This is a genomic window from Streptomyces cyaneofuscatus (assembly GCF_000718135.1).
GTDB lineage: Bacteria > Actinomycetota > Actinomycetes > Streptomycetales > Streptomycetaceae > Streptomyces > Streptomyces cyaneofuscatus.
Genome location: NZ_JOEM01000005.1, coordinates 232,099 through 256,357 on the forward strand (window position 1 = coordinate 232,099; position 24,259 = coordinate 256,357).

Annotated in this window: 26 protein-coding genes and 1 pseudogene; 16 read left to right on the forward strand and 11 right to left on the reverse strand. The window is 71.3% G+C overall.

The features are described from left to right. The first annotated feature begins 153 nt into the window (after positions 1-153). The 3 genes from lipA to IF17_RS0110120 all read left to right on the forward strand — a co-directional run bounded on the left by lipA (position 154) and on the right by IF17_RS0110120 (position 2,350). Complete coding sequence (lipA, locus tag IF17_RS0110110) at positions 154-1,131, forward strand: lipoyl synthase (RefSeq protein ID WP_030564321.1); 978 nt, start codon at positions 154-156, stop codon at positions 1,129-1,131. Between the two features lie 280 nt (positions 1,132-1,411). Then, on the forward strand, positions 1,412-1,612 hold the full coding sequence (locus IF17_RS0110115) for an SCO2195 family GlnR-regulated protein (protein WP_030564323.1): 201 nt from the start codon (positions 1,412-1,414) through the stop codon (positions 1,610-1,612). A 30-nt stretch (positions 1,613-1,642) separates the two neighbouring features. Then, the gene (locus tag IF17_RS0110120) at positions 1,643-2,350 is read left to right on the forward strand and encodes a DUF4191 domain-containing protein (protein ID WP_030564325.1); all 708 of its coding nucleotides are present in this window, start codon (positions 1,643-1,645) and stop codon (positions 2,348-2,350) included. An 88-nt stretch (positions 2,351-2,438) separates the two neighbouring features. Here the strand turns inward: IF17_RS0110120 and IF17_RS0110125 are convergent, their stop codons facing one another. Next, entirely contained in the window at positions 2,439-2,846 is a 408-nt protein-coding gene (locus IF17_RS0110125) for an RDD family protein (protein WP_030564327.1), read from the reverse strand. A gap of 294 nt (positions 2,847-3,140) precedes the next feature. Between IF17_RS0110125 and glnA the strand changes: the two genes are divergently transcribed. Beyond that, positions 3,141-4,550 carry a type I glutamate--ammonia ligase gene (gene glnA / locus IF17_RS0110130; RefSeq protein ID WP_030564329.1) on the forward strand — a complete coding sequence of 470 codons (1,410 nt, stop codon included), beginning with the start codon at positions 3,141-3,143 and terminating at the stop codon, positions 4,548-4,550. A gap of 88 nt (positions 4,551-4,638) precedes the next feature. Here glnA and IF17_RS0110135 read toward each other — a convergent pair whose 3' ends face one another. The 5 genes from IF17_RS0110135 to IF17_RS0110155 all read right to left on the reverse strand — a co-directional run bounded on the left by IF17_RS0110135 (position 4,639) and on the right by IF17_RS0110155 (position 7,151). Next, positions 4,639-5,250, reverse strand: a complete 612-nt coding sequence (locus IF17_RS0110135) for a DUF5753 domain-containing protein (RefSeq protein ID WP_030564331.1) — start codon at positions 5,248-5,250, stop codon at positions 4,639-4,641. A gap of 64 nt (positions 5,251-5,314) precedes the next feature. Next, positions 5,315-5,458: an HGGxSTG domain-containing protein gene (locus IF17_RS1000000139240; RefSeq protein ID WP_167344512.1), complete on the reverse strand. Its 144-nt coding sequence runs from the start codon at positions 5,456-5,458 to the stop codon at positions 5,315-5,317. 123 nt (positions 5,459-5,581) lie between these two features. Continuing rightward, positions 5,582-6,148, reverse strand: a complete 567-nt coding sequence (locus IF17_RS0110145) for a GNAT family N-acetyltransferase (RefSeq protein WP_030564332.1) — start codon at positions 6,146-6,148, stop codon at positions 5,582-5,584. Between the two features lie 93 nt (positions 6,149-6,241). Beyond that, on the reverse strand, positions 6,242-6,715 hold the full coding sequence (locus tag IF17_RS0110150; RefSeq protein ID WP_030564334.1) for a hypothetical protein: 474 nt from the start codon (positions 6,713-6,715) through the stop codon (positions 6,242-6,244). A gap of 130 nt (positions 6,716-6,845) precedes the next feature. After that, positions 6,846-7,151: a hypothetical protein gene (locus IF17_RS0110155; protein ID WP_018511887.1), complete on the reverse strand. Its 306-nt coding sequence runs from the start codon at positions 7,149-7,151 to the stop codon at positions 6,846-6,848. A gap of 119 nt (positions 7,152-7,270) precedes the next feature. On the opposite strand from IF17_RS0110155, the gene IF17_RS0110160 reads away from it, so the two are divergent. Next, on the forward strand, positions 7,271-7,630 hold the full coding sequence (locus IF17_RS0110160; protein ID WP_030564336.1) for an ArsC/Spx/MgsR family protein: 360 nt from the start codon (positions 7,271-7,273) through the stop codon (positions 7,628-7,630). Between the two features lie 9 nt (positions 7,631-7,639). On the opposite strand, the gene IF17_RS0110165 is transcribed toward IF17_RS0110160, so the two are convergent. Continuing rightward, entirely contained in the window at positions 7,640-8,137 is a 498-nt protein-coding gene (locus IF17_RS0110165) for a carboxymuconolactone decarboxylase family protein (protein WP_030564338.1), read from the reverse strand. 47 nt (positions 8,138-8,184) lie between these two features. Here IF17_RS0110165 and pdxR point away from each other — a divergent pair, with 47 nt between their 5' ends. Beyond that, the gene (pdxR, locus tag IF17_RS0110170) at positions 8,185-9,606 is read left to right on the forward strand and encodes a MocR-like pyridoxine biosynthesis transcription factor PdxR (protein ID WP_030564340.1); all 1,422 of its coding nucleotides are present in this window, start codon (positions 8,185-8,187) and stop codon (positions 9,604-9,606) included. Between the two features lie 9 nt (positions 9,607-9,615). Here pdxR and IF17_RS0110175 read toward each other — a convergent pair whose 3' ends face one another. Continuing rightward, positions 9,616-10,578, reverse strand: coding sequence for a Gfo/Idh/MocA family protein (locus IF17_RS0110175; protein ID WP_051883942.1), 963 nt, complete (start codon positions 10,576-10,578; stop codon positions 9,616-9,618). A gap of 201 nt (positions 10,579-10,779) precedes the next feature. Between IF17_RS0110175 and IF17_RS0110180 the strand changes: the two genes are divergently transcribed. From IF17_RS0110180 to IF17_RS0110200, 4 genes are all read left to right on the forward strand, one after another. Beyond that, positions 10,780-12,255 carry a hypothetical protein gene (locus tag IF17_RS0110180; protein ID WP_030564344.1) on the forward strand — a complete coding sequence of 492 codons (1,476 nt, stop codon included), beginning with the start codon at positions 10,780-10,782 and terminating at the stop codon, positions 12,253-12,255. Further along, positions 12,252-13,394: an ARPP-2 domain-containing protein gene (locus IF17_RS0110185; protein ID WP_030564346.1), complete on the forward strand. Its 1,143-nt coding sequence runs from the start codon at positions 12,252-12,254 to the stop codon at positions 13,392-13,394. The genes IF17_RS0110180 and IF17_RS0110185 overlap by 4 nt, the downstream gene beginning before the upstream one ends. Before the next feature lie 133 nt (positions 13,395-13,527). Further along, on the forward strand, positions 13,528-14,562 hold the full coding sequence (gene glnII / locus IF17_RS0110190; RefSeq protein WP_030564348.1) for a glutamine synthetase: 1,035 nt from the start codon (positions 13,528-13,530) through the stop codon (positions 14,560-14,562). Positions 14,563-15,000: 438 nt separating this feature from the next. Further along, positions 15,001-15,702, forward strand: a complete 702-nt coding sequence (locus IF17_RS0110200) for a winged helix-turn-helix domain-containing protein (protein WP_030564350.1) — start codon at positions 15,001-15,003, stop codon at positions 15,700-15,702. Between the two features lie 176 nt (positions 15,703-15,878). On the opposite strand, the pseudogene IF17_RS1000000139695 reads toward IF17_RS0110200, so the two are convergent. After that, a pseudogene (locus IF17_RS1000000139695) lies at positions 15,879-16,057 on the reverse strand (MMPL family transporter); the annotation flags it as partial. Positions 16,058-16,299: 242 nt separating this feature from the next. Here IF17_RS1000000139695 and IF17_RS0110210 point away from each other — a divergent pair. From IF17_RS0110210 to IF17_RS0110220, 3 genes are all read left to right on the forward strand, one after another. Beyond that, positions 16,300-17,568 (forward strand): sensor histidine kinase, encoded by a 1,269-nt coding sequence (locus IF17_RS0110210; protein ID WP_030564352.1) that lies wholly within the window; start codon positions 16,300-16,302, stop codon positions 17,566-17,568. After that, positions 17,553-18,200 carry a LuxR C-terminal-related transcriptional regulator gene (locus tag IF17_RS0110215; protein WP_030564354.1) on the forward strand — a complete coding sequence of 216 codons (648 nt, stop codon included), beginning with the start codon at positions 17,553-17,555 and terminating at the stop codon, positions 18,198-18,200. The genes IF17_RS0110210 and IF17_RS0110215 overlap by 16 nt, the downstream gene beginning before the upstream one ends. 159 nt (positions 18,201-18,359) lie before the next feature. Continuing rightward, on the forward strand, positions 18,360-19,997 hold the full coding sequence (locus IF17_RS0110220) for a DUF1996 domain-containing protein (RefSeq protein WP_030564356.1): 1,638 nt from the start codon (positions 18,360-18,362) through the stop codon (positions 19,995-19,997). A 98-nt stretch (positions 19,998-20,095) separates the two neighbouring features. Here IF17_RS0110220 and IF17_RS0110225 read toward each other — a convergent pair whose 3' ends face one another. Further along, complete coding sequence (locus tag IF17_RS0110225; RefSeq protein WP_030564359.1) at positions 20,096-20,593, reverse strand: hypothetical protein; 498 nt, start codon at positions 20,591-20,593, stop codon at positions 20,096-20,098. A 27-nt stretch (positions 20,594-20,620) separates the two neighbouring features. Then, complete coding sequence (locus tag IF17_RS0110230) at positions 20,621-21,391, reverse strand: class I SAM-dependent methyltransferase (protein ID WP_030564361.1); 771 nt, start codon at positions 21,389-21,391, stop codon at positions 20,621-20,623. Positions 21,392-21,486: 95 nt separating this feature from the next. Here IF17_RS0110230 and IF17_RS0110235 point away from each other — a divergent pair, with 95 nt between their 5' ends. Genes IF17_RS0110235 through IF17_RS0110245 form a run of 3 tightly spaced genes read left to right on the forward strand, consistent with a single transcriptional unit; the run spans position 21,487 to position 24,254 of the window. Then, the gene (locus IF17_RS0110235) at positions 21,487-22,392 is read left to right on the forward strand and encodes a metal-dependent hydrolase (protein ID WP_030564363.1); all 906 of its coding nucleotides are present in this window, start codon (positions 21,487-21,489) and stop codon (positions 22,390-22,392) included. A gap of 3 nt (positions 22,393-22,395) precedes the next feature. Then, entirely contained in the window at positions 22,396-23,481 is a 1,086-nt protein-coding gene (locus IF17_RS0110240) for a PDR/VanB family oxidoreductase (RefSeq protein WP_030564365.1), read from the forward strand. 35 nt (positions 23,482-23,516) lie between these two features. Then, the gene (locus IF17_RS0110245) at positions 23,517-24,254 is read left to right on the forward strand and encodes a TetR/AcrR family transcriptional regulator (protein ID WP_030564367.1); all 738 of its coding nucleotides are present in this window, start codon (positions 23,517-23,519) and stop codon (positions 24,252-24,254) included. The last annotated feature ends 5 nt before the right edge of the window (positions 24,255-24,259 follow it).

A 24,259-nucleotide genomic window follows, 5' to 3' on the forward strand; every position in this document is an offset into this window, starting at 1 on the left:
GACCGGCGCCACCGGCCGGGGAGGGACCGGGGAATAGGCCCCGTCGGCCACAGGTTGGCCAGGCGTAAGGCCGTTTGATTTACGGGCGTACCCTGGTGTTCGCCGAAGAATCCCATGCGAATCCCACGCAGCAGAAAGCAAAGGGGAGCCGGAGTGTCCGCTGTCGCACCCGACGGGCGCAAGATGCTGCGCCTGGAGGTCCGAAACAGCCAGACCCCCATCGAGCGCAAGCCCGAGTGGATCAAAACGCGGGCGAAGATGGGCCCCGAGTACAAGCAGCTGCAGAATCTCGTGAAGGGCGAGGGGCTGCACACGGTCTGCCAGGAGGCGGGCTGCCCCAACATCTTCGAGTGCTGGGAGGACCGCGAGGCCACCTTCCTCATCGGCGGCGACCAGTGCACGCGGCGCTGCGACTTCTGCCAGATCGACACGGGCAAGCCGCAGGCGCTGGACCGTGACGAGCCCCGCCGGGTCGGCGAGTCCGTCGTCAAGATGGACCTGAACTACGCCACCATCACCGGCGTCGCCCGCGACGACCTGGAGGACGGCGGATCCTGGCTGTACGCCGAGACCGTCCGCCAGATCCACACGCTGACGGCGGAGCGGGAGGCGGGCGCGACCAAGGTCGAGCTGCTGATCCCCGACTTCAACGCCGAGCCCGAGCAGCTCGCCGAGGTCTTCTCCTCGCGCCCCGAGGTGCTCGCGCACAACGTGGAGACGGTGCCGCGCATCTTCAAGCGCATCCGCCCCGGCTTCCGCTACGAGCGGTCCCTGGAAGTCATCACGCGGGCCCGCGAGGCCGGCCTGGTGACCAAGTCCAACCTGATCCTCGGCATGGGCGAGACCCGCGAGGAAGTCAGCGAGGCGCTCCAGGACCTGTACGACGCGGGTTGCGAGCTCATCACGATTACGCAGTACCTGCGGCCCACCGTGCGCCACCACCCGGTGGAGCGCTGGGTGAAGCCGATGGAGTTCGTGGAGCTGAAGGACGAGGCCGACGCGATCGGCTACTCCGGCGTGATGTCGGGGCCGCTGGTGCGTTCCTCGTACCGCGCGGGTCGGCTCTTCCAGCAGGCGATGGAGGCCCGCGGCGCGGCCACCGGAAGCGTGCCGACGGCCCAGGCCGTGTGAGTGACCGTGTGAGTCCGCTCACCCGGGCTACCGAGCAGTAACCGCACGGCCGAGGCGGCCCGTGCGCTCCCCGCAGGTGAGGGACGCGTACGGGCCGCCTCGGCGTGCGGGGCGCCGGAATGAAGGGTTCATTGGTGTTTGACCCACCGGTCACGCACTGGTAACACCGAGCAGTGACCCTAGGTACACGTGCAGCGGCAGCTCCCACAGCCGTCGCCGTCACTGCTTCCCGTACTCAGTCCGCGCCCGGGTGGGCGCATCCACTCCGAGGGGGAACACCATGCAGGCCGCACCGGTCCGCGCCCACGCCCTTCCGTCCGTCACCACCGCCCTGCGCGCCGTCGAGTCGCTGCTGCTGAGCAGCGGCCAGCGCACCGCCCGCCGCAACGCCTGGACGGCCGTCCTGGAGGACCGCCGCCGGGCCAAGGACCGGGTGGAGTCCCCGTACGTACCGGACGCGGTGGCCGACCACCGTTCCTAGGTCGCTTCCACGCCACGTAAACTTCGGTACATGGCGAGGAAGGCAAAAACTGAAGGCGCGGACAGCGCCGAGAACGCAGGGCGGCTCAAGCAGATCGCCCTGACCTACAAGATGACCAGGCGGTCCGACAGCAAGATCGGGTTCATCGTCGCGGGCGTGGGAATCGCCACGTTCGGTGTCCTCCTCGGCATCGGCTTCGTGATCGGTCACCCGGTCTACCTGGGCATCCTGGGCTTCGTCCTGGCCGTCCTCGCGATGGCGATCATCTTCGGACGACGGGCCGAGCGAGCGGCCTTCGGACAGATGGAGGGCCAGCCCGGTGCGGCGGCCGCCGTCCTGGACCGGATCGGACGCGGCTGGACCACGACCCCCGCGGTGGCGATGAACCGCAGCCAGGACGTCGTGCACCGGTCCGTCGGCAAGGCCGGCATCGTCCTGGTCGCCGAGGGCAACCCGAACCGGGTGAAGGGCCTCCTGGCGGCCGAGAAGAAGAAGATGGCCCGCATCGTGGTGGACGTCCCGGTCCACGACATCATCGTCGGCAACGGCGAGGGCCAGGTGCCCCTGAAGAAGGTCCGCACCAAGATGCTGAAGCTTCCCCGCGTCCTGACCGGCCCGCAGGTGACCACCACCAACGACCGGCTGCGCGCGATGGGCGACCTGATGAGCAACATGCCGCTGCCGAAGGGCCCGATGCCCAAGGGCATGCGGATGCCGCGCGGCGGAAAGATGCGCTGAGCGCGGACGTACACGTCATACACAGCACGGCCCCGGACCGAGGAATCGGTCCGGGGCCGCTGCGTTCTCACGTACTGGTGGGGTGGGACTACATCCGGACCTGTACGGCGCGGCCGAGCCGGTCGTGGAGGCCGCGCCCGTCGCGGTCCCAGACGAGGGCGGGAATGACGAGCAGAAGCAGGACGGTGCGTACGAGAACCCGCCCGAAGCCGAGACGCCCGCCGTCCTCGGAGACCACGCGCAGCCCCAGGAGGCGCTTGCCGGGGGTGCAGCCGATGGTGCCGACGGTGAGGGCGCTCATGAGGAGGAAGACACCGAGCGCCCAGTTCCCCGCCGCCTGCTGGTCACCGCGAGCGAGCAGCCCGTATGCGATCACCATGCAGATCGACCAGTCGATGAAGACGGCCCCGAAACGGCGGCCGAGCGGGGCGATGGCCCCCGGCCCCTCCTCGGGCAGTCCGAGCCGCTTGCCTCGGTAGCCGAAGTCGGCGCCCATCTCTTCGGCGGCCGCGCGGGGCCCCGAGAGCCACGATCCGATTGCTTGCCTGTTGTCCACCCGTCCACGGTACTGCGCCCAGGTTTGGGCCAGGCAGGGCGGGGCACGGAAAAAGCCGCGCGGAGACAGCCGCTGAGATGCCGCCCACCCTCGCCCCGGTTAACTTGGGCGAAACAAATGGGTCATGCTTGAGAAATCACGCCTGCCTAAGGTCGGGTCCAGCGTGTGCCACCGCACTGGCCGCACCACGAGCTACAACCCCGTCCCGCCCGGGCCGGGAGTAGGAGGAGTTGGATGTTCCAGAACGCCGACGAAGTGCAGAAGTACGTAGCGGACAACGACGTCAAGTTCATCGATGTCCGGTTCTGCGACCTGCCCGGGGTGATGCAGCACTTCACGATCCCGGCAGCGACCTTCGACCCGGCCGAGGAACTCGCCTTCGACGGCTCGTCGATCCGCGGTTTCCAGGCGATCCACGAGTCCGACATGGCGCTGCGCGCGGACCTGTCGACGGCTCGGGTGGACCCCTTCCGCCGCGACAAGACCGTCAACATCAACTTCTTCATCCACGACCCGATCACGGGTGAGCAGTACAGCCGTGACCCGCGGAACATCGCCAAGAAGGCCGAGGCGTACCTCGCCTCGACCGGCTTCGCGGACACCGCGTACTTCGGCCCGGAGGCCGAGTTCTACGTCTTCGACAACGTCCGCTTCCAGACGTCGGCGAACGAGAGCTTCTACCACATCGACTCCGAGGCCGGCGCCTGGAACACCGGGTCGGAGGAGAACAACCGCGGCTACAAGGTCCGCTACAAGGGCGGCTACTTCCCGGTCCCGCCGGTGGACCACTTCGCCGACCTGCGTGCCGAGATCTCCCTGGAGCTGGACAAGAACGGCCTCCAGGTCGAGCGCCAGCACCACGAGGTCGGCACCGCCGGCCAGGCCGAGATCAACTACAAGTTCAACACGCTGCTCGCCGCGGCCGACGACCTGATGCTCTTCAAGTACATCGTGAAGAACGTCGCCTGGCGCAACGGCAAGACCGCGACCTTCATGCCGAAGCCGATCTTCGGCGACAACGGCTCGGGCATGCACGTCCACCAGTCGCTGTGGCAGGGCGGCACGCCGCTCTTCTACGACGAGCAGGGTTACGCCGGCCTGTCGGACATGGCGCGCTACTACATCGGCGGCATCCTGAAGCACGCCCCGTCGCTGCTGGCGTTCACCAACCCGACGGTGAACTCGTACCACCGCCTGGTCCCCGGCTTCGAGGCCCCGGTCAACATGGTGTACTCGCAGCGGAACCGTTCCGCCGCGATGCGCATCCCGATCACCGGCTCGAACCCGAAGGCCAAGCGCGTCGAGTTCCGCGCCCCGGACCCGTCCTCCAACCCGTACCTCGCGTTCTCCGCGCTGCTGATGGCTGGCCTGGACGGCGTCAAGAACAAGATCGAGCCGGCCGAGCCGATCGACAAGGACCTCTACGAGCTGGCTCCCGAGGAGCACGCCAACGTCCAGCAGGTCCCGACGTCCCTCCCGGCCGTGCTCGACGCCCTGGAGGCGGACAACGAGTACCTCCAGGCGGGCGGCGTCTTCACGTCGGACCTGATCGAGACGTGGATCGACTACAAGCGCACGCACGAGATCGCCCCGATCCAGCTGCGCCCGCACCCGCACGAGTTCGAGCTGTACTTCGACATCTAGGCCGCGGGGCGCGCTCACTGGGCGCCTGAGGCACTGAGCACCGAGGGCCGCCACTTCCTTCCGGGAGTGGCGGCCCTCGTTCGTGCTGTCAGCCGCGCTGGGCCCCGATCCAGAAGGACCGGGCCTTCTGGAGGAGTTCCTTGGCTTCGTCGCCGTCCAGCGCCGCGTCGCTCAGCCGGCTGAATGCCTTCCGGTAGAGGTCGAGTTCGCAAGGCTCGGTCACATTCAGGCCGGAGGAGACCAGCTCTACGTGGACCTCGTCGCCGTGCAGGTTGAAGGCATGGACGGGAAGCATGTTCACAGGTGCCGTGGCGGGGATGATGCCGAGGGTGAGTGAGGGCAGGTCGATGTCGCGGAGGATCCGGTCCATCTGCTCCCGCATGACCTCGGGCCCGCCGATGTTCGTGTAGAGGGCCTGCTCCCCGAGGATGACGTCGTAGTGGTGCTCGCCGTCGTACAGCACCTGCTGCCGCTGCATCCGTTTGGCCACCCCTGCGGGCACGTCGTCCGGAACCCCGAGGAAGTCGACGACCTGCCCCAGGATCACGGTGGCGTACGCCTCCGTCTGGAGCGTCCCCCAGATCATGGTCGGCACGTACGCCTGGCCCTCGGGCGTCTCCTGATACCAGCGGATCACTTCGTCCTGGACTGCTTCGGTGCCTGCGGACAGGCGCTCCTGCCATGGTACGGAACTGGTCACGGCGTCCCCCTGCTTCCCGAGTCGGCCGGATCGGCACGTCGGTCGTATGGCTCCGCGCGCGTGATCAGCGCTTCTTGGTCTTCCTCTTCTGGCGTGGTGTCCACTCGCCTCGGTGCAGTTGGCACCGGGAGTAGCCGACCATCGCCGGGTTCTTGCACGGCTTGCCGGACGTGGTCTTCGTCGATCCGCACGTGACCTGCTTGCCCATGAGCCCTCCCGTGCCGTCGGTCGGTGCACTGAAGACATCGTCAGGGGCGGGCGTGTTCTGTGTCCGTCGACCCGTGCGTTTCGGCTGGTTTCAGGCCTAGAGCGACCGGTTACCGACTCGGCCTCAGCGCAGCGACGGGCGCGGGCGGCCCGCCCAGTACTCGTCCGCCGTGATGCCCAGCAGGACCACGTCGTGGTAGGCGCCGGCGAAGAACTCGTGCTGGCGCAGGCGGCCCTCCTCCACGAAGCCGAGTTTGCGGTAGAGGGCGAGGGAGGCGTCGTTGAAGGCGTATACCTCGACCTCGCACTTGTGGCTGCGCTGTTCGGCGAACATGTAGGTGAGGACCAGTTCGGTGGCCTCGGCCGCGTAGCCCTGGCGGCGGTGTTCGCGGGTGACCTCGATGCCCGTACGGAAGCGGCCGGCGCGGGCGTCCGTCTCGCCGACCGACACCGCGCCGACGAAGGCGTGCTCGAAGCGGGTCTCGATGACCAGTTGGTACGCGGCCGGGTTCGGGGTGCGGTCGGCGCGTTCGGCGGTCCAGGATCGGAAGCTCTCGTCCGAGCGTGGCGGGTCGACCACGTCGGCGTTGCGGGCGTCCACGGTGTGCAGGGCCAGGGCCCGGAAGCCCTCCCAGTCCGCCGGTTCGATGCCTCGGAGGCGTACCCGCTCGCCGGTCCACAGGTCGCTCATCGTCCGGGTCCGTTCTTCGGCGTGGTGGCCGCCTTGATCGTCATCCGGTCAGAGTAGGGGCAACCGGGACCGCGTTCGATGCGTTTTCGGGCGTCACGGGCCCGCGAGGCTCGTCCGTGCCGCGCTCATGAACGCGGACTTGGACGCCTCCAGGTGCTCGTTGACCTCGACGTCCCCGATGTCCCGCCACACCGCGGCGTTGAGTGCGCGGCCGTACGTCGTCACGGGCTCGATCAGGGCCTCGTCGCACAGGAGCGTGACCTGGCCGGACGCGGTCCACAGTGCGGTCATGACCGGACCCGTCTGTGTCATCCAGCCGTCCTCGTCGTCGCCCCAGGGGTCGGGGCGGCGGTAGGCGGCCCGTTCGGCGGCCTGGGCGCAGGCGACGAACTCCTTGAGCGCCTCGATCTGTTCGGCCCGGCGGCTCTCCGTGGTGGCCACGGCCTGGCGGCGTTCCTCGACCCGTTCCGCCGAGCGCTGGGTGGCGCGCTGGGCGAGTGCCGTCAGACCGCCACCCAGCGCGACACCGGCGAGCGAGACGACTGACGTCCATAGATCTGCGGCCACGGTGATCCCCTTCGCCCGTTTCTCTGTGCGGTCGGGGGCCATGGTCCCGCATGGGCGGTCGGGGCAGCCGTGTGCCCCCGGGCCACGTTCGGTCCGGGGGCACAGGGCTGTCGGCGGGTGGGTGGTGGTGTCAGCGGCCGTAGCGGATCAGGGCGCGGACCATGCGGCACGTGGTGTCGGACGGCGGGTGCATGCCCAGGCGCTCGGCGGTGGTCCGTATGCGGTGGTTTCCGGCGCTGGACGGCTGGTAGACCCCGCTGTCGAGCAGGGCGATCGCCAGGCGCATGGCCTTGAGGCGGCGGTTGTGCGAGACGTACCACTCGCGGGGGCGGCCGGCGGGCAGGCGCTTCTTCGTCGGCGGAGTGGGCAGCGGCGGGTGGAAGGGCATCGGGAGCTGTCGGTCGAGCGGCTCGGTCGTGGCTGCGGCAACGGCCATCGGCATCCTCCTGGCAGGGTGGTGGAACCCTCACGAACTCCCTCCATTTTACTGCCCCCCACTGACAATCGCCCCTGGCCAGAGGCGCTTTCAGCAGTCCCTCGCGTAACCTTGGCCCCATGGAGATCTGGATCAATCCGGCCTGTTCCAAGTGCCGTGGCGCGGTGAGTCTGCTGGACGCCGAAGGGGCCGACTACACCGTCCGGCACTATCTGGAGGACGTGCCGTCGATCGAGGAGATCCGGGTCGTTCTGGACCGGCTCGGCCTGGAGCCGTGGGACATCACGCGGATGCAGGAAGCGGCGGCCAAGGAGCTGGGGCTCAAGGAGTGGCCTCGGGACGCCGGTTCGCGGGAGCGGTGGGTCACCGCCCTGTCCGAGCACCCCAAGCTGATCCAGCGGCCCATCATCACCGCCGACGACGGCACGGCTGTCGTGGCGCGGAGTGAGGAAGCCGTGCGGGATGCGTTGGGGCGGTGAGACCGGTTTTCAGCGTTCGTCCGTGCCCGCTCGCTTCGCCGTGGCCAGGGCTATGCGGTTCCAGGTGTTGATCGTGAGGATCAGGGCGAGGAGTTGGGCCAGCTCCTCGTCGGTGAAGTGCGTCGCCGCCCTGGTGTAGACCGTGTCCGGGACCCCGGCGTCCGCGAGCCGGGTGACCGCGTCGGTCAGGGCCAGGGCCGCCTGTTCCCGCTCCGTGAAGAAGTGCGGCGCCTCCTGCCAGACCGCCACCATGTGCAGCCGCTCCTCGCTCTCCCCCGCCTTCCGCGCGTCCGTCGTGTGCATGTGGAGGCAGTACGCGCAGTGGTTCAGGTGCGAGGACCGGATCTGGACCAGCTCGACCAGTGTCGGGTCCAGGCCCTCGCGGGCCGCCGCGTCCAGGCCGATCACGGCCCGGAACACCTTCGGGGCGGCCTTCGCGAAGTTGAGCCGAGCGGTGGGGGCGGGGGTGGCGGTGCGGTTCTGCGGCTTGGTCTCCGTCGTCTTCATGGGTACGAATCTAGGGGCGCAGGCGACTGGTTGTGGGGTGCATTCCGATGGCTGAATCGCGGGTCAATTCGGCGGAGATCCTGGGCAGTGATCTGCCGTTGGAGCTCTCCGGTACGGGCAATCGCCGGGCCGTCCTGATGGGCGCACTCCGCGAGGCCGTCCGCAGCGGGCGGCTCGCTCCGGGTACGCGGCTGCCGCCGTACCGTTCCCTCGCCGCCGACCTGGGGCTCGCCCGTAACACCGTCGCCGACGCCTACGCGGAGCTCGTCGCGGAGGGCTGGCTCGCCGCCCGCCAGGGCTCGGGCACCCGGGTCGCCGAGCGGGCCGCGCCCGTCACCCCGGCCCACCGCCCCCGCACCCCGGAACGCCCCTCCCGCCCCGTCCACGACCTGGTCCAGGGGCAGCCGGACCCCGCCGCCTTCCCGCGTACCGCCTGGCTGGCCTCCGCGCGGCGGGCGCTCGCCACCGCCCCCAACGACGCGTTCGGGCCCGGCGATCCGCACGGGCGGCCCGAGCTGCGGCGGGCACTGGCCGCATATCTGGCCCGGGTACGCGGGGTGCGGGCCTCCCCGGAACGCATCGTCCTCTGCTCGGGCGCCGCGCACGGGCTGCGGCTCCTGGCGGAGGTGGTGGGCGGGCCGTGGGCGGCGGAGGCGTACGGGCTGCCCTTCCACCGCAGGCTGCTCGCCTCGCACGGCGTCGGCACCCGGCCCGTGGGCGTCGACCGGGACGGGGCCCGGGTCGGTGAACTGACCCGCCGCGACCGGGCCGTCCTGCTGACGCCCGCCCATCAGTTCCCGACCGGCGGGCCCCTGCACCCGGCGCGGCGCGCGGCGGTGGTCGACTGGGCGCGGTCCACGGGCGGGCTCGTCGTGGAGGACGACTACGACGGGGAGTTCCGCTACGACCGGCAGCCCGTGGGCGCCGTTCAAGGGCTCGACCCCGAGCATGTGGTGCTGCTGGGGTCGGTGAGCAAGAGCCTCTCCCCCGCCCTGCGCATCGGCTGGATGGTGTTGCCGGAGCGGCTGGTGGCGCCCGTCGTCGCGGCGAAGGGCGAGCGCGAGCAGTTCTCCAGCGCCACCGATCAGCTGACGCTGGCGGACTTCGTGGAGTCGGGCGCGTACGACCGTCATGTACGCCGGATGCGGCAGCGCCACCGGCGGCGCCGGGACCAGCTGGTGGCGGCCCTGGAGCAGCGCGCGCCCCACGTCCGGGTCACCGGGATCGCAGCCGGACTGCACGCGGTGGTGGAGCTGCCGCCCGGCACCGAGCGGTCGGCGGTGCGGGCGGCAGCCTGGCAGGGGCTCGCGGTGGAGGGGCTCGCCGACTACCGGCACCCGGGGGCGGAGCAGGCAGCGCAGGCGGACGGTGCGCGGGACGGGCTCGTCGTGGGGTACGCCACGCCTGCCGAACACGCCTACCCGGAGGCGTTGGAGGCCCTGTGCCGGGCCCTTCCGCCGCCGGGGTGAGCCGATCCGTTACCGGCCCGCCTGGGTCTCCGCCTCCGCCAGCAGCTCCGTCAGCCGGAGGCCGAAGCGGGCGTCGCAGGCGTGCGGCACCCCCGTACGTACCGCTTCGGCCAGCGCGTCCACCGCTCCCCGGAACGCCGTCTCCGCCCCGTCCCAGCCCGGGATCGCTGCCGTACCGTGCTCGCCCCGCAGCTCGATGTCCACGCCCGCCGCGGCCGGCGGGGCGCTCAGGCCGAGGGTCACCGTGCTGGAGGCGCCGGAGGTGTGGCGCAGGATGAGGTGGGTGGTGTCGGCGGGGCCGCGGGCGGCGGTCAGGTGCTCGACCTCTCCCAGGACCGGGATCAGCACCGACAGCGCGTGCGGGCCGACGTCCCACAGGCCGCCCTTCTCGCGCCGCCACGGCGAGTCGGCGTACTCGCTGGCCGAACCCACGGCGTAGAGCGAGCCGAGCCACTGCGCGCGGGCGGTGAACCAGCCCTCCACCGCCGCCTGTTCAGCGATCCACGCGGCGGTCTCGGGCGCGAAGCGGAGCGTGCAGAAGACCACCGAGGCGACCTCCGCCTTCGCCGCCGCCTCCGCGACCGCGCGGGCCCCGTCCACCGTCGTGGCGACCGGCTTGTCCATCAGGAGGTGGCAGCCCGCCTCCGCCGCCCGGACCGCGAGCGGCGCCTGGATGTCCGGCGGCAGCGCGAACGCCACCGCGTCGCTCGTCTCCAGCAGCGCGTCGATCCCCGTCTCCCCTGTGTACGCCCGGGTCCCGTGGGCGGCGGCCAGGGCCTCGGCCGCCTCGGCCCGGCGGCCCCACACCCCGCTCAGCTCGACGCCGGGGTGGGCGGCCAGCGCGGGGGCCTGGGTGTTGCGCGCCCAGGGGCCCGTGCCGAGGAGGCCGATGCGGAGGGGGGTGGTGGGGGTGGTGGGGGTGGCGGGGGTGGCGGTGCTCGTAGTGCTGGTGGTGTCGGCGGGTGTCGTCATGGGGGTCAGTGTGCCCGGTGTGCCGCAACGCCGCGGTGCCGCCCGAATGCGGTGGCGAAGAACGGGCGGGCAAGGTTACGTTTCCGGGGCCGGCCGCGGGACTTCGGCTGCGACTACCGGGACTTGCCTGTGAAGCGATGATTTCGTTGTTCGCGCCTCCATTCCCCGGCCGGCGTCCGCACTCCGCACCGGGGGAAGTCCATGCGTACGTCCGAGAACTCCGCCGATCTCGTCGCCGCCGAAGACGTCCTGCTCTTCGCGAATGCGGCGATCACCGCGACCGGACAGCGCGAATTCCGTTCGGGCGCCCTCGACCAGCAACTGTCGCTGGACTTCCTGCACACTTACGTACGGGTCAACTACCGCCGTCTGTACGCCGCTTCGCTGGCCCTCGACATCAACGACCACAATGCCGCCCGCATCGTGCTCGGCCTCCTGGCTACCGCGGGCGAGGCGAGCGCCGAGGAGCGGCGCACCGAGGGCCGGCTGATCGCCGCGCGGCTGGCGCGGCTGCCTCCGCAGCGGGTCTACCGCCTCTTCGGCGAGGTGCGCCGGGCCGGGATCAACAACCGGCGCACCCGGGCGATCATGCGTGACTGGCTGGCGGCCCGGCCCGATCTGGGGCACGACGCGGTGAAGTACCGGAGCGGGGTGAAGACGGCCGCCCGCCATGTCCATCTGCGCTGCCCTCAGGGGGCGGAGCCGCTCGCCGAGGTCGGGGCGTTCCTGTTCCGGCCGGGGAAGCTGCCGCGCTACGAGCACCCGCTGCTGGACGCCTGGCGGCGCGCGCACTACGAGCAGGGGGCCGTGGCCGAGCTGCCGTTCACCGTCGCGGAGGGGTTCGCGGCCCGGCACGGGATGAAGCGCGAGGTGTTCCTGAAGCGGGCCGCGCCCCGGATGACCCGGCTGGAGCGGCTGCGCACCCACGCCGTGACTCAGCGGCCGGACGTCGACCTGGCTGCGATGCCGCTGACCCGGCTGGCGCTGTACGTCCTCGCGCTCCCCTTCGAGCAGCGTGCCGCCCTCCGCACCGAGCTGACCGGTGCCCTGCGTACGGCCGCGCGCCGGGCTGCGGGGAAGCACGCCGGGAGCTGGGGCCCGGTGCACGCGGTGCTGGACGACAGCTTCTCCTCGTCCGGGTCGGGGCAGAAGCGGCGGCGGCCGCTCGCCGTGGCCCTGGCCTGTCACCACCTGCTGGAGGTGCTCGCGGCGCCGGGCGCGTACCGGGGGCTGTGGACCTCGGGGCGGGGTGACGCCCTGCTCGTACGTCCGTGGGGGCCGACCCCGCTCGGGATGCGGGTCCTGGACGCGCTGGAGCCCGGGCCGGGCGGTGCGGAGCCGGACCGGCTGGTGATCGTGTCGGACGGCTGGGACAACGCCCCGGCGGGTCTGGCGGGCGAGGTGCTGCGGGTGTGGCGCGCGCAGCTGGATCCGGGGCGGCGGACGGCGGTGGTGCACGTCAACCCCGTATACGACGCGGACGGTTTCGACGTGCGGCGGCTCGCGGTGGGGGTTCCGACGGCCGGGATCCGGGATGCGGAGGATCTGCCCGCGCTGGTGGAGATCGCCCGGTTCGCGGAGGGCCGGACCGGGGCGGCGGAGCTGCACGCGTATCTGGACCGGCGGGTGGCGCTGTTCCTGGGAGAGAAGGCGACGGAGAAGGGGGCGGTGGCGTGAACCGGCTGGAGCTCACCGGGCTCACCACCCGGCCCGCGCAGGTGTGGGGCGGCGTCCGGCTCGTACCGCTGGTGCGTGAGGCGCCGGTGGAGGGGCTGCGGCTGCACCGGGAGGTGTACGAGCGGCTCGGGGCGGGGATCGTCGAGCTCGGGCCCCGTGACCACTACGTCTCGTACATCCCGCACGGGCTGGTCGCCGACTGGTCCACCGGGGACCTTGAAGTACCGGTGGGCGGCAGGCAGTCGGCCGCGTACGGGACTCAGCTCGGTGGCGGCCGGGATGTGCCCCGTACCCTCCGGCTGCCCCGGCCGCCCCTCCACCGCATGGCCAAGCGCCGCCCCGGCGACCGGCTGCGGTTCCTGCCGCTCCACCTGGCCCTGGAGGGCTACCTCGCGCTGCACTTCGGCGGCCCGACCACCGCCTGGGAGGAGTGGTCGCGCCGGGCGCTGCGTGACGGGCTGTCGCCGCGCGCGGAGGACGCGTACCTCGGGTGGTCGGTGCGCGGGCTCGGGGACGCGCTGCGGATCTTCGAGATCCACCCGGACCAGTGCGGGGTGATGGTGTACGTCTCCGACGCCCTCGCCGCCGCCTTCGTGGTGCCGCACCCGGAGGACTACCGGCTGCTGCACGCCTCGCTGGTGGAGGACCTGTACGGGGAGCTAATGCACCAGTACGCGCTGTACGGGGCGCCGGTGGCGGAGTTCGGGGCGCGGCTCGGGGACGGGGCGCACATCCGTACGCTCGCCGAACTGCGGGCAGCGGCGCGGGGGCAGCAGCGGGTGTGGGAGGAGGCGCACGAGAGCCTGTTCGCGCGGGAGCTGCTGGACTCCTCGTACGGCTTCGACCGGGTCTACCGGATGGGGTCGTTCACGCTGTGGCGGTTCCTGCCGCCGTTCGTCCGGGACGGCAGCGGGCAGCACATCGGCGAGACGGTCACCGACCACAAGGGGCGGGTCGCCTACCTCAAGACGTTCCGGCTCTCGGACGCCCAGATCCGGCGCGGCTATCTGCTGCACGTCCTCGCGGGCGCGGACTGGGAGCTGTCCCGGGCGGCAGCCACGCTGGGGTCGAGCAGGGAGGAGCTGGTGCTGCGGATCCGGGCCGCCGGGTTCTCGGAACTCCTCAAGGGCAACGTATGACGAGTCCCTACAAGGCGGCCTTTTATCGCAGGAAACCTCGGTAACACGGGGTTCACACTCGGGCAACGGACGGGAAATCGCGTCTTGCCAAGCTGCGCGGCATAGACCGCTGCACCCGCAAAGGATGGCGTCCGTGACGTTCAAGGCTGAGTACATCTGGATAGACGGCACCGAGCCGACCGCCAAGCTTCGCTCCAAGACGAAGATCATGGACGGCACGCCGTCGGGCGACGTGAAGGATCTCCCGATCTGGGGGTTCGACGGTTCGAGCACCAACCAGGCCGAGGGCCACGCCTCCGACCGGGTGCTGAAGCCCGTCTTCACCTGTCCGGACCCGATCCGCGGCGGCGACGACATCCTCGTGCTGTGCGAGGTCTTCAACATCGACATGACGCCGCACGAGTCCAACACCCGGGCCGCGCTCCGTCCGGTCGCCGAGCAGTTCGCGGGCCAGGCCCCGATCTTCGGCATCGAGCAGGAGTACACCTTCTTCGACGGCCACCGGCCGCTCGGCTTCCCCGAGGGCGGCTTCCCGGCCGCGCAGGGCGGCTACTACTGCGGGGTCGGCGCGGACGAGATCTTCGGCCGCGAGATCGTGGAGAAGCACCTCGACAACTGCCTGGCCGCCGGGCTCGGGATCTCCGGCATCAACGCCGAGGTCATGCCGGGCCAGTGGGAGTTCCAGGTCGGCCCGCTCTCCCCGCTGGAGGTCTCCGACCAGCTGTGGGTGGCCCGTTGGCTGCTCTACCGCACCGCCGAGGACTTCAACGTCTCCGCGACGCTGGACCCGAAGCCGGTCAAGGGCGACTGGAACGGCGCGGGCGCGCACACCAACTTCTCCACCAAGGCGATGCGCGAGGGCTACGAGGCGATCATCACCGCGTGCGAGTCGCTGGGTGAGGGCTCCAAGCCGCTGGACCACGTGAAGAACTACGGCGCGGGCATCGACGACCGGCTCACCGGCCTGCACGAGACCGCCCCGTGGAACGAGTACAGCTACGGCGTCTCCAACCGCGGCGCCTCGGTCCGTATCCCCTGGCAGGTCGAGCAGGACCAGAAGGGGTACATCGAGGACCGTCGTCCCAACGCCAACGTCGACCCGTACGTCGTCACGCGGCTCATCGTGGACACCTGCTGCACCGCGCTGGAGAAGGCCGACCAGGTCTGATCCCGACGCCACGGATGCCCCAACGGGCGTCCCAACGCGTGTCCCAACGGATGTCCCAGGGGCCCGCCGGTTCACACCGGCGGGCCCCTTCCCGTGTGTTTCCCCGCTCGTTCGAGACCCGGGGGAAGGAAAAGTGAGCAAGAAAAAGCGCAGCGTGAGGAAGGTAACGCCAAGAGGCCGTATCGACGGGTGAGAGGAGTCTGATGCATTGCCGCAATGTCTGCTTCAATGGAGCCATGGCCAGCTTCCAGTACATCGCGTCGGGTCGCAGCGACCTTGAGCCGTTCTGGCCTTCCCGTCAGCACCATGATTTCGACCGGGTGTGTTGCCGCGCGTGGAACGCGCAGGCCCTCTAAAGCCGCTCACCCCGGCCTTCGGTCCGCGCGCACGACGTAAGTCCGTCCTCGACGACTCCTCGCGCGAAAGAGCTGACCCTCCATGGCGAACACCCGTACTTTCTCCGCCACTTCCGCTGCCACCGCAGCCTCCCCGGCGCCCGCTGCGGCCAACCCCACCGCCCGCTCCCTCTCCCCCAACCGCCACCGCCTGCGCGCCGTCGACCGTGACGAGGTCGCCCGGCTCTCCGACGTGGCCGACTTCCTGCCGCCGGGCGCGACCTGGCTGCCCGCCCCCCAGCACACGCTGCCCGCCCTGCCGGGCCAGCCGCCGATGATCGGTTACCTGGTGCTCGTGCCGGCCGACCAGCAGCCGGCGCTCGCCGGTGCGGTCGCCGCCTCCCAGCACGCCCGGCAGCTCGACCGCCAGGGCGAGCGGCAGACCGACCGGCAGGGCGACCGTCAGGGCCGCGCGCCCTTCGCCCATCAGCCGGCGCCGGAGCCGGCCGAGGAGGCGGCGTCGCCCGGGCCGGTCCGGATCGACGCGACCCGGCGTACGGCCTCCGTCGACGGCGTCACCCTCGACCTCACGTACCTGGAGTTCGAGCTGCTGGCCCACCTGGTGGCGCACCCGCACCGGGTGCACACCCGGGACCAGCTGGTGACGACGGTGTGGGGGTACGGGCACGTGGGCGACGGGCGCACCGTCGACGTCCATGTCGCCCGGCTGCGCCGCAAGCTCGGTGCGGAGCACCGGCGTTCGATCCAGACGGTCCGCCGGGTGGGGTACAAGTACACGCCCTGACCGGCCCGTCGCACACGTGACGGCCCCGGGCCACGGTCTCGTACCGTGGTCCGGGGCCGTCCCCGTGTGTCACACCTTCCCGGCCACGGGGGTGGCGTCCGCCCTCAGGTCCGGCTCCCTCAAGTCCGGCTCCCTAAGTTCCGGCTCGTCGCCCTCCAGGCTCGGCAGCCGCGAAGGCCGAGCATGGCGATGAACACGACGATGATCGTGGCGAGGGCGAACCCCTTGAACAGCAGGAGCCCCGAAAGGAACATGCGGCCATCGCGGCCATCACGGTCAGCCCGGAGACGAGCACCGCCCGGCCGCTGGTGGCGGCGGCGATCCGCAGCGCGGTCTCGGCGTCCCGGCCCAGGGCGTCCTTGCCGTCCTCGGAGGGGAGGGGCGCGGCCAGGTCCCGTACCGCGCCGGTGTCGCCGGGGGCCCGCCCGCCCCAGCCGTCGGAACCCCCCTTCGCGAGGAGCCGGCACGAGGTCCCGGGGTGGTGCTGGCTACACCCCCGGGCGGGTGGCGTACCGGCTGCCGCCGCGGGGTGGGCGAGGGCGAGACTTGCAGCACGACGGGGGCCGGCTCGGGTCCCGTGAGGGGAGAGGGATCACGATGAACGCATTCGCGACACGGATACGGCCTCCGATGCTGGCGGCGGGACGAGGACTGGTCCTGTCGGTCTACGGGCTGGCGGTCTCCATCATCATGTTCGTCCTCGCGGTGCTCTCGATCACCTTCATCCTGCTGGGCATCGGGGTGTTCACCACCCCCGTCGTGCTGGAAGGGGTGCGCCGCCACGCCAACCAGCGGCGGCTGTGGGCGGCCGACTGGTCCGGCGTACGGATACCGGTGCCGTACCGCCCGTTCCCGCCGGATCTGCGGAAAGGCGTGACCGGGCAGGTGGAGCGGACCACGCTGCTGCTGAAGGACCCGGCGACCTGGCGGGACCTCCAGTGGCTGCTGGTCGACATGACGGCCGGGACCGTGCTGGCCGTGGTGGCCGCAGGGCTGATGATCTACCCGATCGAGTCGGTGGTGCTGGCGGCCGGGCTGTGGCGGGCGTTCCAGGACGACCCGTACTGGTACGGGTTCGTGCCGGTGAGCAGCCAGCTCACGGGGCTGGTCGCCCTGGCGCTCGGCATCGCGCTCTTCCACCTCGGCCTGCGGGCCGCCGAGCCGGTGCTGCGGGCGCACTTCCTGCTGGCCCGCACGCTGCTGGCGCCGACGCCCGAGCAGACGCTGGCGCGGCGGGTGGACCGGCTCACCGAGACGCGGCACGAGGCGGTGGACACCGCCGCCTCCGAGCTGCGGCGCATCGAGCGGGACCTGCACGACGGGGCGCAGGCGCGGCTGGTCGCGATGGGGATGAACCTGGGCACGATCGAGTCGCTCATCGAGAAGGACCCCGCGCAGGCGAAGAAGTTGCTGGCGACGGCCCGGGAGTCGTCGGCGGAGGCACTGACCGAGCTGCGTGACCTGGTCCGGGGCATCCACCCGCCGGTCCTCGCCGAACGGGGCCTCGGCGACGCGGTCAAGGCGCTGGCCCTGCGGCTGCCGGTGGCCACGGAGGTGACGGTGGAGCTGCCGGGACGGGCGGAGGCGTCGGTGGAGTCGGCGGCGTACTTCGCGGTGAGCGAGGCCCTGACCAATGCGGTGAAGCACGCCGACGGCGACCGGATCTGGGTGGACCTGCACCACGGCGAGGGGATGCTCCGGATCTCCGTGACGGACAACGGCGGGGGCGGTGCGCGGATCGGATCGGGCTCCGGTCTGAGCGGAATCGAACGGCGGCTCGGTACATTCGACGGCGTCCTGGCCGTCAGCAGCCCCGCGGGCGGCCCCACCATGGTCACCATGGAGCTGCCTTGCGCGTTGTCCTAGCCGAAGACCTCTTCCTGCTGCGCGACGGACTGGTGCGCATGCTGGAGGCGTACGGGTTCGAGATCGCCGCCGCCGTGGAGACCGGGCCCGAACTGAGCAAGGCCCTGGCCGAGTTGGAGCCGGATGTCGCGCTCGTCGACGTCCGGCTCCCGCCGTCCCACACGGACGAGGGGCTGCAATGCGCCCTGGCCGCCCGGCGGGCGCGGCCGGGGCTGCCGGTGCTGGTGCTCTCCCAGCACGTGGAGCAGTTGTACGCACGGGAGTTGCTGGCCGACGGCAACGGAGGCATCGGCTATCTGCTGAAGGACCGGGTCTTCGACGCGGACCAGTTCATCGGCGCCGTACGGCGGGTGGCGGCGGGCGGCACGGCGATGGACCCGCAGGTGATCTCCCATCTCCTGTCGCGCCGTTCGCAGGACAAGCCGATGGGCGGCCTCACCCCGCGCGAGCGGGAGGTGATGGAGCTGGTGGCCCAGGGCCGGTCCAACACGGCGATCGCCGCCCAGCTGGTGATCACGGAGCGGGCGATCGCCAAGCACACGTCGAACATCTTCGGGAAGCTCGGCCTGCCGCCCTCGGACGACGACAACCGCCGCGTGCTGGCGGTGCTGGCCTATCTGGACCGCGGCTGAGCGCCGGGTTGCTGCCGTATTGACCTTGTTCGCACGGCAGTTGGGCATTCGGGACCGCTTTCCCGCTGGAGCTTCGCACGAATCGGCCGGGAGGCTGAACAGCGCGCCGGGGCCGCGCGTATGGGACGTCACGCTTCTCCCTCGAAGCAGAGGAGTCCCATGCGACGCACAGCACGTACACCCCGTACGTCCCGCAAGAAACGCTCAAGCCTGGCCAACCGGGCCATAGCCGCCTCCGCAGCCCTGATCCTGGGCGGGGGCGGGCTGGTGGCGGTCAATGTCTACGCCTCCGCGGGGGAAGGGCCGTCCGGATCACCGCCCACCACCCGGGCCCAGAACACGGGCCGCCAGATGTCCACCATCGACTGTCCCGATGCCGGTAACGAACTGCCCGACGTGCCCGAGCAGGCACGCCCCGAGGTCGACCGCGAGCTCGCCGCGATGGATACCCAGATCACCGATGCCTACCGGCAGTTCGCCGACCGGAAGGAGCAGATATCCCGGGACCCCGGGCTCGCCGAGAACGCCGTGCTCGGCCCGTTGCGGAACAAGCGGACGGCGAGTCTCGACCGCATCGGCATCGCGATCGGACGCGTCGGAGAGCGGCCTGCGGGGATCGAAGGCCTCGCCGGGTGCAGCCTCCGCGCCGACGACAGCGCCTCCGGCAACCCCGGCGGCGATGCGGGTGACGGCGGCAACAGCAGCAATGGCGGTGACGGCGGCAGCGGCGATGGTGGCCAGGACGACGGCCAGGGGCAGGACCAGGGCCAGAATCAAGGCCAGGGCGATGACCAGGGCCAAGGTGACAACCAAGGCCAGGGTGACAATCAGGGCCAGGGTGATGACCAGGGTCAGGGTGATGACCAAGGCAACGGCCAGGACCCCGGCCAGGGTCAGGGCGGTCAGGGCGGCAACGGGCCCGAGCCGTCCGATTTTGTCGACATCCAGTCCGTCCAGCCCAATGTCCAGCGCCCCCGCCAGCGCCGCGGCGCCTCCCGGGGCACCTTCACCACCGACTGCGGCCGTAACGAGAACGGGAAGTTCAACCCGGACAACGTCATCGTCGCGCCCGGCGTGAGCAACGGCGCGCACCACATGCACGATTACATCGGCAACCAGGCCAACGACGCCTTCGCCAGCGACGACGATCTGGCGAACGGCGCCACCACCTGCCGCAACCAGGGCGACCGGTCGACCTACTACTGGCCCGTGCTGCGCCTGCAGAACGGGCAGGACGAGGCCGACGTCAACGCCGACGGCGGCGGCAAGGACCAGAACGTCGGCGAGATCCAGACGCCGTCCCAGGTGACCCTGAAGTTCGTCGGCTCCCCCGTCAGCAGGGTCACGGCCATGCCCCGCTTCCTGCGGATCATCACCGGGGACGCGAAGGCGTTCACCAACGGCGACGCCAACGCCAACGCCTCCTGGAGCTGCACCGGCTTCGAGGACCGGCAGCTGAAGGACAAGTACCCGATCTGCCCCGAGGGCAGTCAGGTGGTCCGTACGTTCGCCTTCCAGAACTGCTGGGACGGGCAGAACACCGACAGCGCCAACCACCGCACCCATGTGGCGTTCGCGCAGCCGAACGGGCGGTGCCCGAACGGGTTCCGGGCGGTTCCGCAGCTCGTCCAGCGGATCGTGTACGACGTGCCGCCGGGGCCCGGCTTCGCCGTCGACTCCTTCCCCGAGCAGCTGCACAAGCCGATCACCGACCACGGTGACTTCATCAACGTCTTCGACCAGAGGCTGATGAAGAAGATGGTGCGGTGCATCAACGACGGGCGCAGGTGCCGCTGATACGGCCCTGAGACACCTGGGACACCCGAGGGGGCCGGTGCCGGTGATTCGGCACCGGCACCGGCCCCCGTAAGGCCCGTCCCCCTCGACCTGCGCGGTCAGCTCCCGTGGTGACCGGAGTGCCCTTCCTCGCTCCCCCCATCCCCGCTCTCCCCCGAGTGGTGCGGCGAGGCGGTCTCCACCGTCCCCCCGAGCCGGCCGCGCAGCGCCGCGACCACCTTCGCGTCACCGACGGCGACCCAGCGCCGGCCGACGAGGTACGAACCGCCGTAGTCCTTGGCCTCGTTGATCCACTCGCGCTGGCCGCGGTCGGTCGCGAAGGTGGTCAGTACGTAACGCCCGTTCGAGGTCTTGCAGTTGGCCTGCCGGAGCTCCTGGGCGTCGGTCTGTACGTTGGGTTCGCAGCCGGCCTTCTCGGCCAGCTGCTCCAGGGTTCCCGTCGCGGTCGGCGGTGCCGAGGGACGGTCACTCCCGGGGCCGTCGGCCGCGTTCTGTTTGCCGTCCGCGCTGCACCCGCTCAGGAGCAGCAGCGCTGCCAGGAGGGTGCCCGCGGCCCGGGGGCCGGCTCCGCGTCGCCATTCCGGTTCTGTCGCCATCGGCCCATCCTGCACCCAAAACCGGTCTCAGGTACGGGTGACGGCCAGGCTCGTCACATAGGCCTCCCGGACCATCCCTCCGGGGAACGCGGCGGCCAGCAGGGCGCGTTCGCGCTCCAGCACAGGCTCCGCCACCGCCCGGTCCGCGACCAGGAAGATGGAGTGGCTGGCGAGGTTGGCCAGGTGGACGTCGAGCGTCACCTCACGGCTCCACTCCACCTGCCGGGTGCGGAAGTCGACCCCGGCGGGGAGCTCGGCCCGGAGCCGCGCGTCGGGATCGTACGCCGCCACGTGCTGGTCCTCCTGGCCCTCACCGAAGGCGTCCAGCACCCGCCGCCGCTGCTCGCCGATCCACGCCACGCGCGGGTCGGAGTCGTTCCACCACAGGGCGAGCGCCCCGCCGGGCCGCAGGACGCGGCGCGCCTCGGGGACCGAGCGGGCGGGGTCGGTCCAGTGCCAGGACTGGGCGTACGTGATCAGGTCCAGCGCCCCGGTCCGCAGCGGCAGCCGGTTGCCGTCACCCCGGACCACGGGCACGTGCGGCAGCCCCCGGCGGAGCTGCGCGGCCATCCCGTCGCCCGGCTCCACCGCCACCGCCCGGGCGCCCCGGCCGTCCAGCAGGGCGGTGGAGATACCGGTGCCGGCCCCGACGTCCGCGACCCGGGCTCCGGCCAGCGGGCGGCCGGACAGCTCCTCGATCGCGTCCAGCAGGGCGGGCGGGTAGGAGGGGCGGCTGGCGGCGTAGGAGGCGGCCACCGCGTCGAACGAGCGGGCACGGGCCGAGTTCGTCGTCGTCATGCCTTCATCATGGCCCGGCCCCTTCCCGTGCGGGACGGCGGGGAAATCCGTGCACACCTCTGGTCCCCCCGGGTACCCGTCAGTACATTGACACCATGTCTAACACGCAGCCAGCGGCGGTCGCGTCGGAGCGGACGACGCTCAAGGCCCGCAAGGTCTCCTTCGCCTGGGAGAAGACCCCCCTGCACTGGGTGCCGGGCGACCCCTTCACCACGCACACCATCAACGTGCTCCACCTGCTCCTCCCGGCCGGGGAGCGCTGGTTCATCCATGTGTACCGGCAGATCCTCCCGTACATCCATGACGAGCAACTCCGTGAGGACGTCGTCGGGTTCATCGGGCAGGAGGCCGTGCACTCGCAGGCACACGACGATGTGCTGCCGCACATGCGGGAGTTGGGGCTCGACCCGACGCCGTACACCGCGCAGGTCGACTGGTTCTTCGAGAAGCTGCTCGGGGACCGGACGCTGCCGCCGGGGCGGCCGTCGCAGTGGTGGCTGATGGAGCGGGTGGCGATGATCGCTGCGATCGAGCACTACACCGCCTTCCTCGGCGACTGGATCCTCAACGCCGAGGCGCTGGACCGCAAGGGCGCCGATCCGACCATGCTGGACCTGCTGCGCTGGCACGGGGCGGAGGAGGTGGAGCACCGGTCGGTGGCGTTCGAGGTGTTCATGCATGTCGACGGCGGCTACCGCAGGCGGGTGCGGACCTGGGCGGCGGCCTTCTCGGCGCTGGTCTTCCTCTGGCAGCGCGGGACCCGGTTCTTCATGGAGAACGACCCGAGCCTGCTGGACGGGAAGGCTTCGTTCAAGGCGTTCCACGCCAGCGGGAAGGAGGGGACGCTGCCCAGCACGGGCGCGATCCTGCGGTCCATCCCCAGCTACCTCAGCCGGTCGTACCACCCCTCCCAGGAGGGCAGCACGGCCCAGGCCGTCGACTACCTCGCCCACTCGCCCGCGGCGCTCGCCGCCGAGGCCCGTACGACGGGAACGTCCTGACCCATGGCCCTGCCCCGTCTGCGTACCGTCGCCGTTGTCGCCGGCGCCGCCCTGCTCACCCGCCGGGCGCTGCGCCGCCGGATCGCCCGGTCCCCGCTGTGGCCGATGCCCGCGCTGCCGGAGCCGATCTCCGGTCACCCGCAGCGGCGGGCCACCAGCATTCGCCGGCTGCTCATCACCGAGCGGGCTTCCGTCGCCGAGGGCGTCGTACAACTGCGCCTGGAGGGTACCGCGTTGCCGCGCTGGCAGCCGGGTGCCCACCTCGACCTCGTCCTGCCCTCGGGGCTCGTGCGGCAGTACTCGCTCTGCGGCGATCCGGACGACCCCGGTACGTACACGGTCGCGACCCGGCTGGTGGAGGACGGGCGGGGCGGGTCCCGTGAGGTGCACGAGCAGTTCCAGGAGGGCGTGGAGATCGAGGTGCGCGGGCCGCGCAACCGGTTCCCGCTGGTCGAGGCGGAGGCGTACGTCTTCGTCGCGGGCGGGATCGGGATCACCCCGATCCTGCCGATGCTGCGCTCGCTGGCCGCGCGGGGGGCCGACTGGCGACTGCTGTACGGGGGGCGATCGCGGGGGTCGATGCCGTTCCTGGACGAGATCGAGAAGCTCGGTGCCGAGGGCGGGCGGGTGACCGTGGTCGCGCAGGACGAGGCCGGGCATCCGGATGCCGTCGCCGCGCTGGCGGACATCGCGCCCGGCACGGCCGTCTACTGCTGCGGGCCCGAGCCCCTGATGGCCGCCGTCACGGCCGCGCTCCCCTCAGGCTGCACCTTGCACTTGGAGCGGTTCTCCGCCGCGACGGCCGACGCGGTGGGTGCGGTGGACTCTTCCGCCTTCGAGGTGGAGCTGCACCGCAGCGGGCGGACCGTGCAGGTCGCCGCCGGGCAGTCGGTGCTGGCAGCCGTCCGCGAGGAGCTGCCCCATGTCTCGTACTCCTGCGAGCAGGGCTTCTGCGGGACCTGCCAACAGCGCGTCCTGGAAGGCGAGATCGACCACCGGGACGAGCTGCTGACCGACGACGAGCGCGGCGACTCGATGCTGATCTGCGTCTCGCGCTGCCGGGGCGGGCGGCTGGTGCTGGACCTGTAGAAGCCACGCAGCCGCGCCCCGGTTAGGCTGTCCGGATGACGACCGGGGTACGGCGCAGGATGGGCGTCGATGAGCGCAGGCAGCAACTGATCGGCGTGGCACTGGACTTGTTCAGCCGGCGCTCCCCCGAGGATGTGTCGATCGACGAGATCGCCGCCGCCGCGGGCATCTCACGGCCGCTGGTCTACCACTACTTCCCGGGCAAGCAGAGCCTCTACGAGGCGGCGCTGCGGCGGGCGGCCGACGAGTTGGCCGCCCGCTTCCTGGAGCCCCTCGAAGGGCCCCTGGGCGCACGGCTGTTGCGGGTGATGGGGCGGTTCTTCGACTTCGTCGACGAGCACGGGCCGGGCTTCTCGGCGCTGATGCGCGGCGGCCCGGCCGTCGGCTCGTCCACGGCCAACGCCATGATCGACGGGGTGCGGCAGGCCGCGTACGAGCAGATCATCACCCACCTGGGGGTGGAAGACCCGCCCGCCCGACTGGAGTTGGTGGTCCGCTCCTGGGTCTCGCTCGCCGAGTCGACCGCGCTGATCTGGCTGGACGGGCGGCGCATCCCGCGCGAGGAGCTGGAGATCCAGCTCGTGCACGACTTCGCCGCGCTGGCCGCCGTCAGCGCCGCGTACGACCAGGAGATGGCGGGCATCGTACTGCGGGTGCTCTCCCAGGAGCCGGTGGAGGGCCCGTTCGGGGACCTGCTGAGCCGGCTCTCCGCCCTCGCCCCCGCCGTACCGGCCGTCCCGGCACAGCGGCTGCCCCGCGACGAAAGCCGCTGAGCCGA

Excerpts from the sequence above, each read along its gene's own strand:
- IF17_RS0110115 (WP_030564323.1), top strand. The coding sequence starts at position 1,412 with ATGCAGGCCGCACCGGTCCGCGCCCACGCCCTTCCGTCCGTCACCACC.
- IF17_RS0110120 (WP_030564325.1), top strand. The coding sequence starts at position 1,643 with ATGGCGAGGAAGGCAAAAACTGAAGGCGCGGACAGCGCCGAGAACGCA.
- IF17_RS0110125 (WP_030564327.1), bottom strand. The coding sequence starts at position 2,846 with ATGGGCGCCGACTTCGGCTACCGAGGCAAGCGGCTCGGACTGCCCGAG.
- glnA (WP_030564329.1), top strand. The coding sequence starts at position 3,141 with ATGTTCCAGAACGCCGACGAAGTGCAGAAGTACGTAGCGGACAACGAC.
- IF17_RS1000000139240 (WP_167344512.1), bottom strand. The coding sequence starts at position 5,458 with ATGGGCAAGCAGGTCACGTGCGGATCGACGAAGACCACGTCCGGCAAG.
- IF17_RS0110145 (WP_030564332.1), bottom strand. The coding sequence starts at position 6,148 with ATGAGCGACCTGTGGACCGGCGAGCGGGTACGCCTCCGAGGCATCGAA.
- IF17_RS0110155 (WP_018511887.1), bottom strand. The coding sequence starts at position 7,151 with ATGGCCGTTGCCGCAGCCACGACCGAGCCGCTCGACCGACAGCTCCCG.
- IF17_RS0110160 (WP_030564336.1), top strand. The coding sequence starts at position 7,271 with ATGGAGATCTGGATCAATCCGGCCTGTTCCAAGTGCCGTGGCGCGGTG.
- IF17_RS0110165 (WP_030564338.1), bottom strand. The coding sequence starts at position 8,137 with ATGAAGACGACGGAGACCAAGCCGCAGAACCGCACCGCCACCCCCGCC.
- pdxR (WP_030564340.1), top strand. The coding sequence starts at position 8,185 with ATGGCTGAATCGCGGGTCAATTCGGCGGAGATCCTGGGCAGTGATCTG.
- IF17_RS0110175 (WP_051883942.1), bottom strand. The coding sequence starts at position 10,578 with ATGACGACACCCGCCGACACCACCAGCACTACGAGCACCGCCACCCCC.
- IF17_RS0110180 (WP_030564344.1), top strand. The coding sequence starts at position 10,780 with ATGCGTACGTCCGAGAACTCCGCCGATCTCGTCGCCGCCGAAGACGTC.
- IF17_RS0110200 (WP_030564350.1), top strand. The coding sequence starts at position 15,001 with ATGGCGAACACCCGTACTTTCTCCGCCACTTCCGCTGCCACCGCAGCC.
- IF17_RS0110210 (WP_030564352.1), top strand. The coding sequence starts at position 16,300 with ATGAACGCATTCGCGACACGGATACGGCCTCCGATGCTGGCGGCGGGA.
- IF17_RS0110220 (WP_030564356.1), top strand. The coding sequence starts at position 18,360 with ATGCGACGCACAGCACGTACACCCCGTACGTCCCGCAAGAAACGCTCA.
- IF17_RS0110225 (WP_030564359.1), bottom strand. The coding sequence starts at position 20,593 with ATGGCGACAGAACCGGAATGGCGACGCGGAGCCGGCCCCCGGGCCGCG.
- IF17_RS0110230 (WP_030564361.1), bottom strand. The coding sequence starts at position 21,391 with ATGACGACGACGAACTCGGCCCGTGCCCGCTCGTTCGACGCGGTGGCC.
- IF17_RS0110235 (WP_030564363.1), top strand. The coding sequence starts at position 21,487 with ATGTCTAACACGCAGCCAGCGGCGGTCGCGTCGGAGCGGACGACGCTC.
- IF17_RS0110240 (WP_030564365.1), top strand. The coding sequence starts at position 22,396 with ATGGCCCTGCCCCGTCTGCGTACCGTCGCCGTTGTCGCCGGCGCCGCC.
- IF17_RS0110245 (WP_030564367.1), top strand. The coding sequence starts at position 23,517 with ATGACGACCGGGGTACGGCGCAGGATGGGCGTCGATGAGCGCAGGCAG.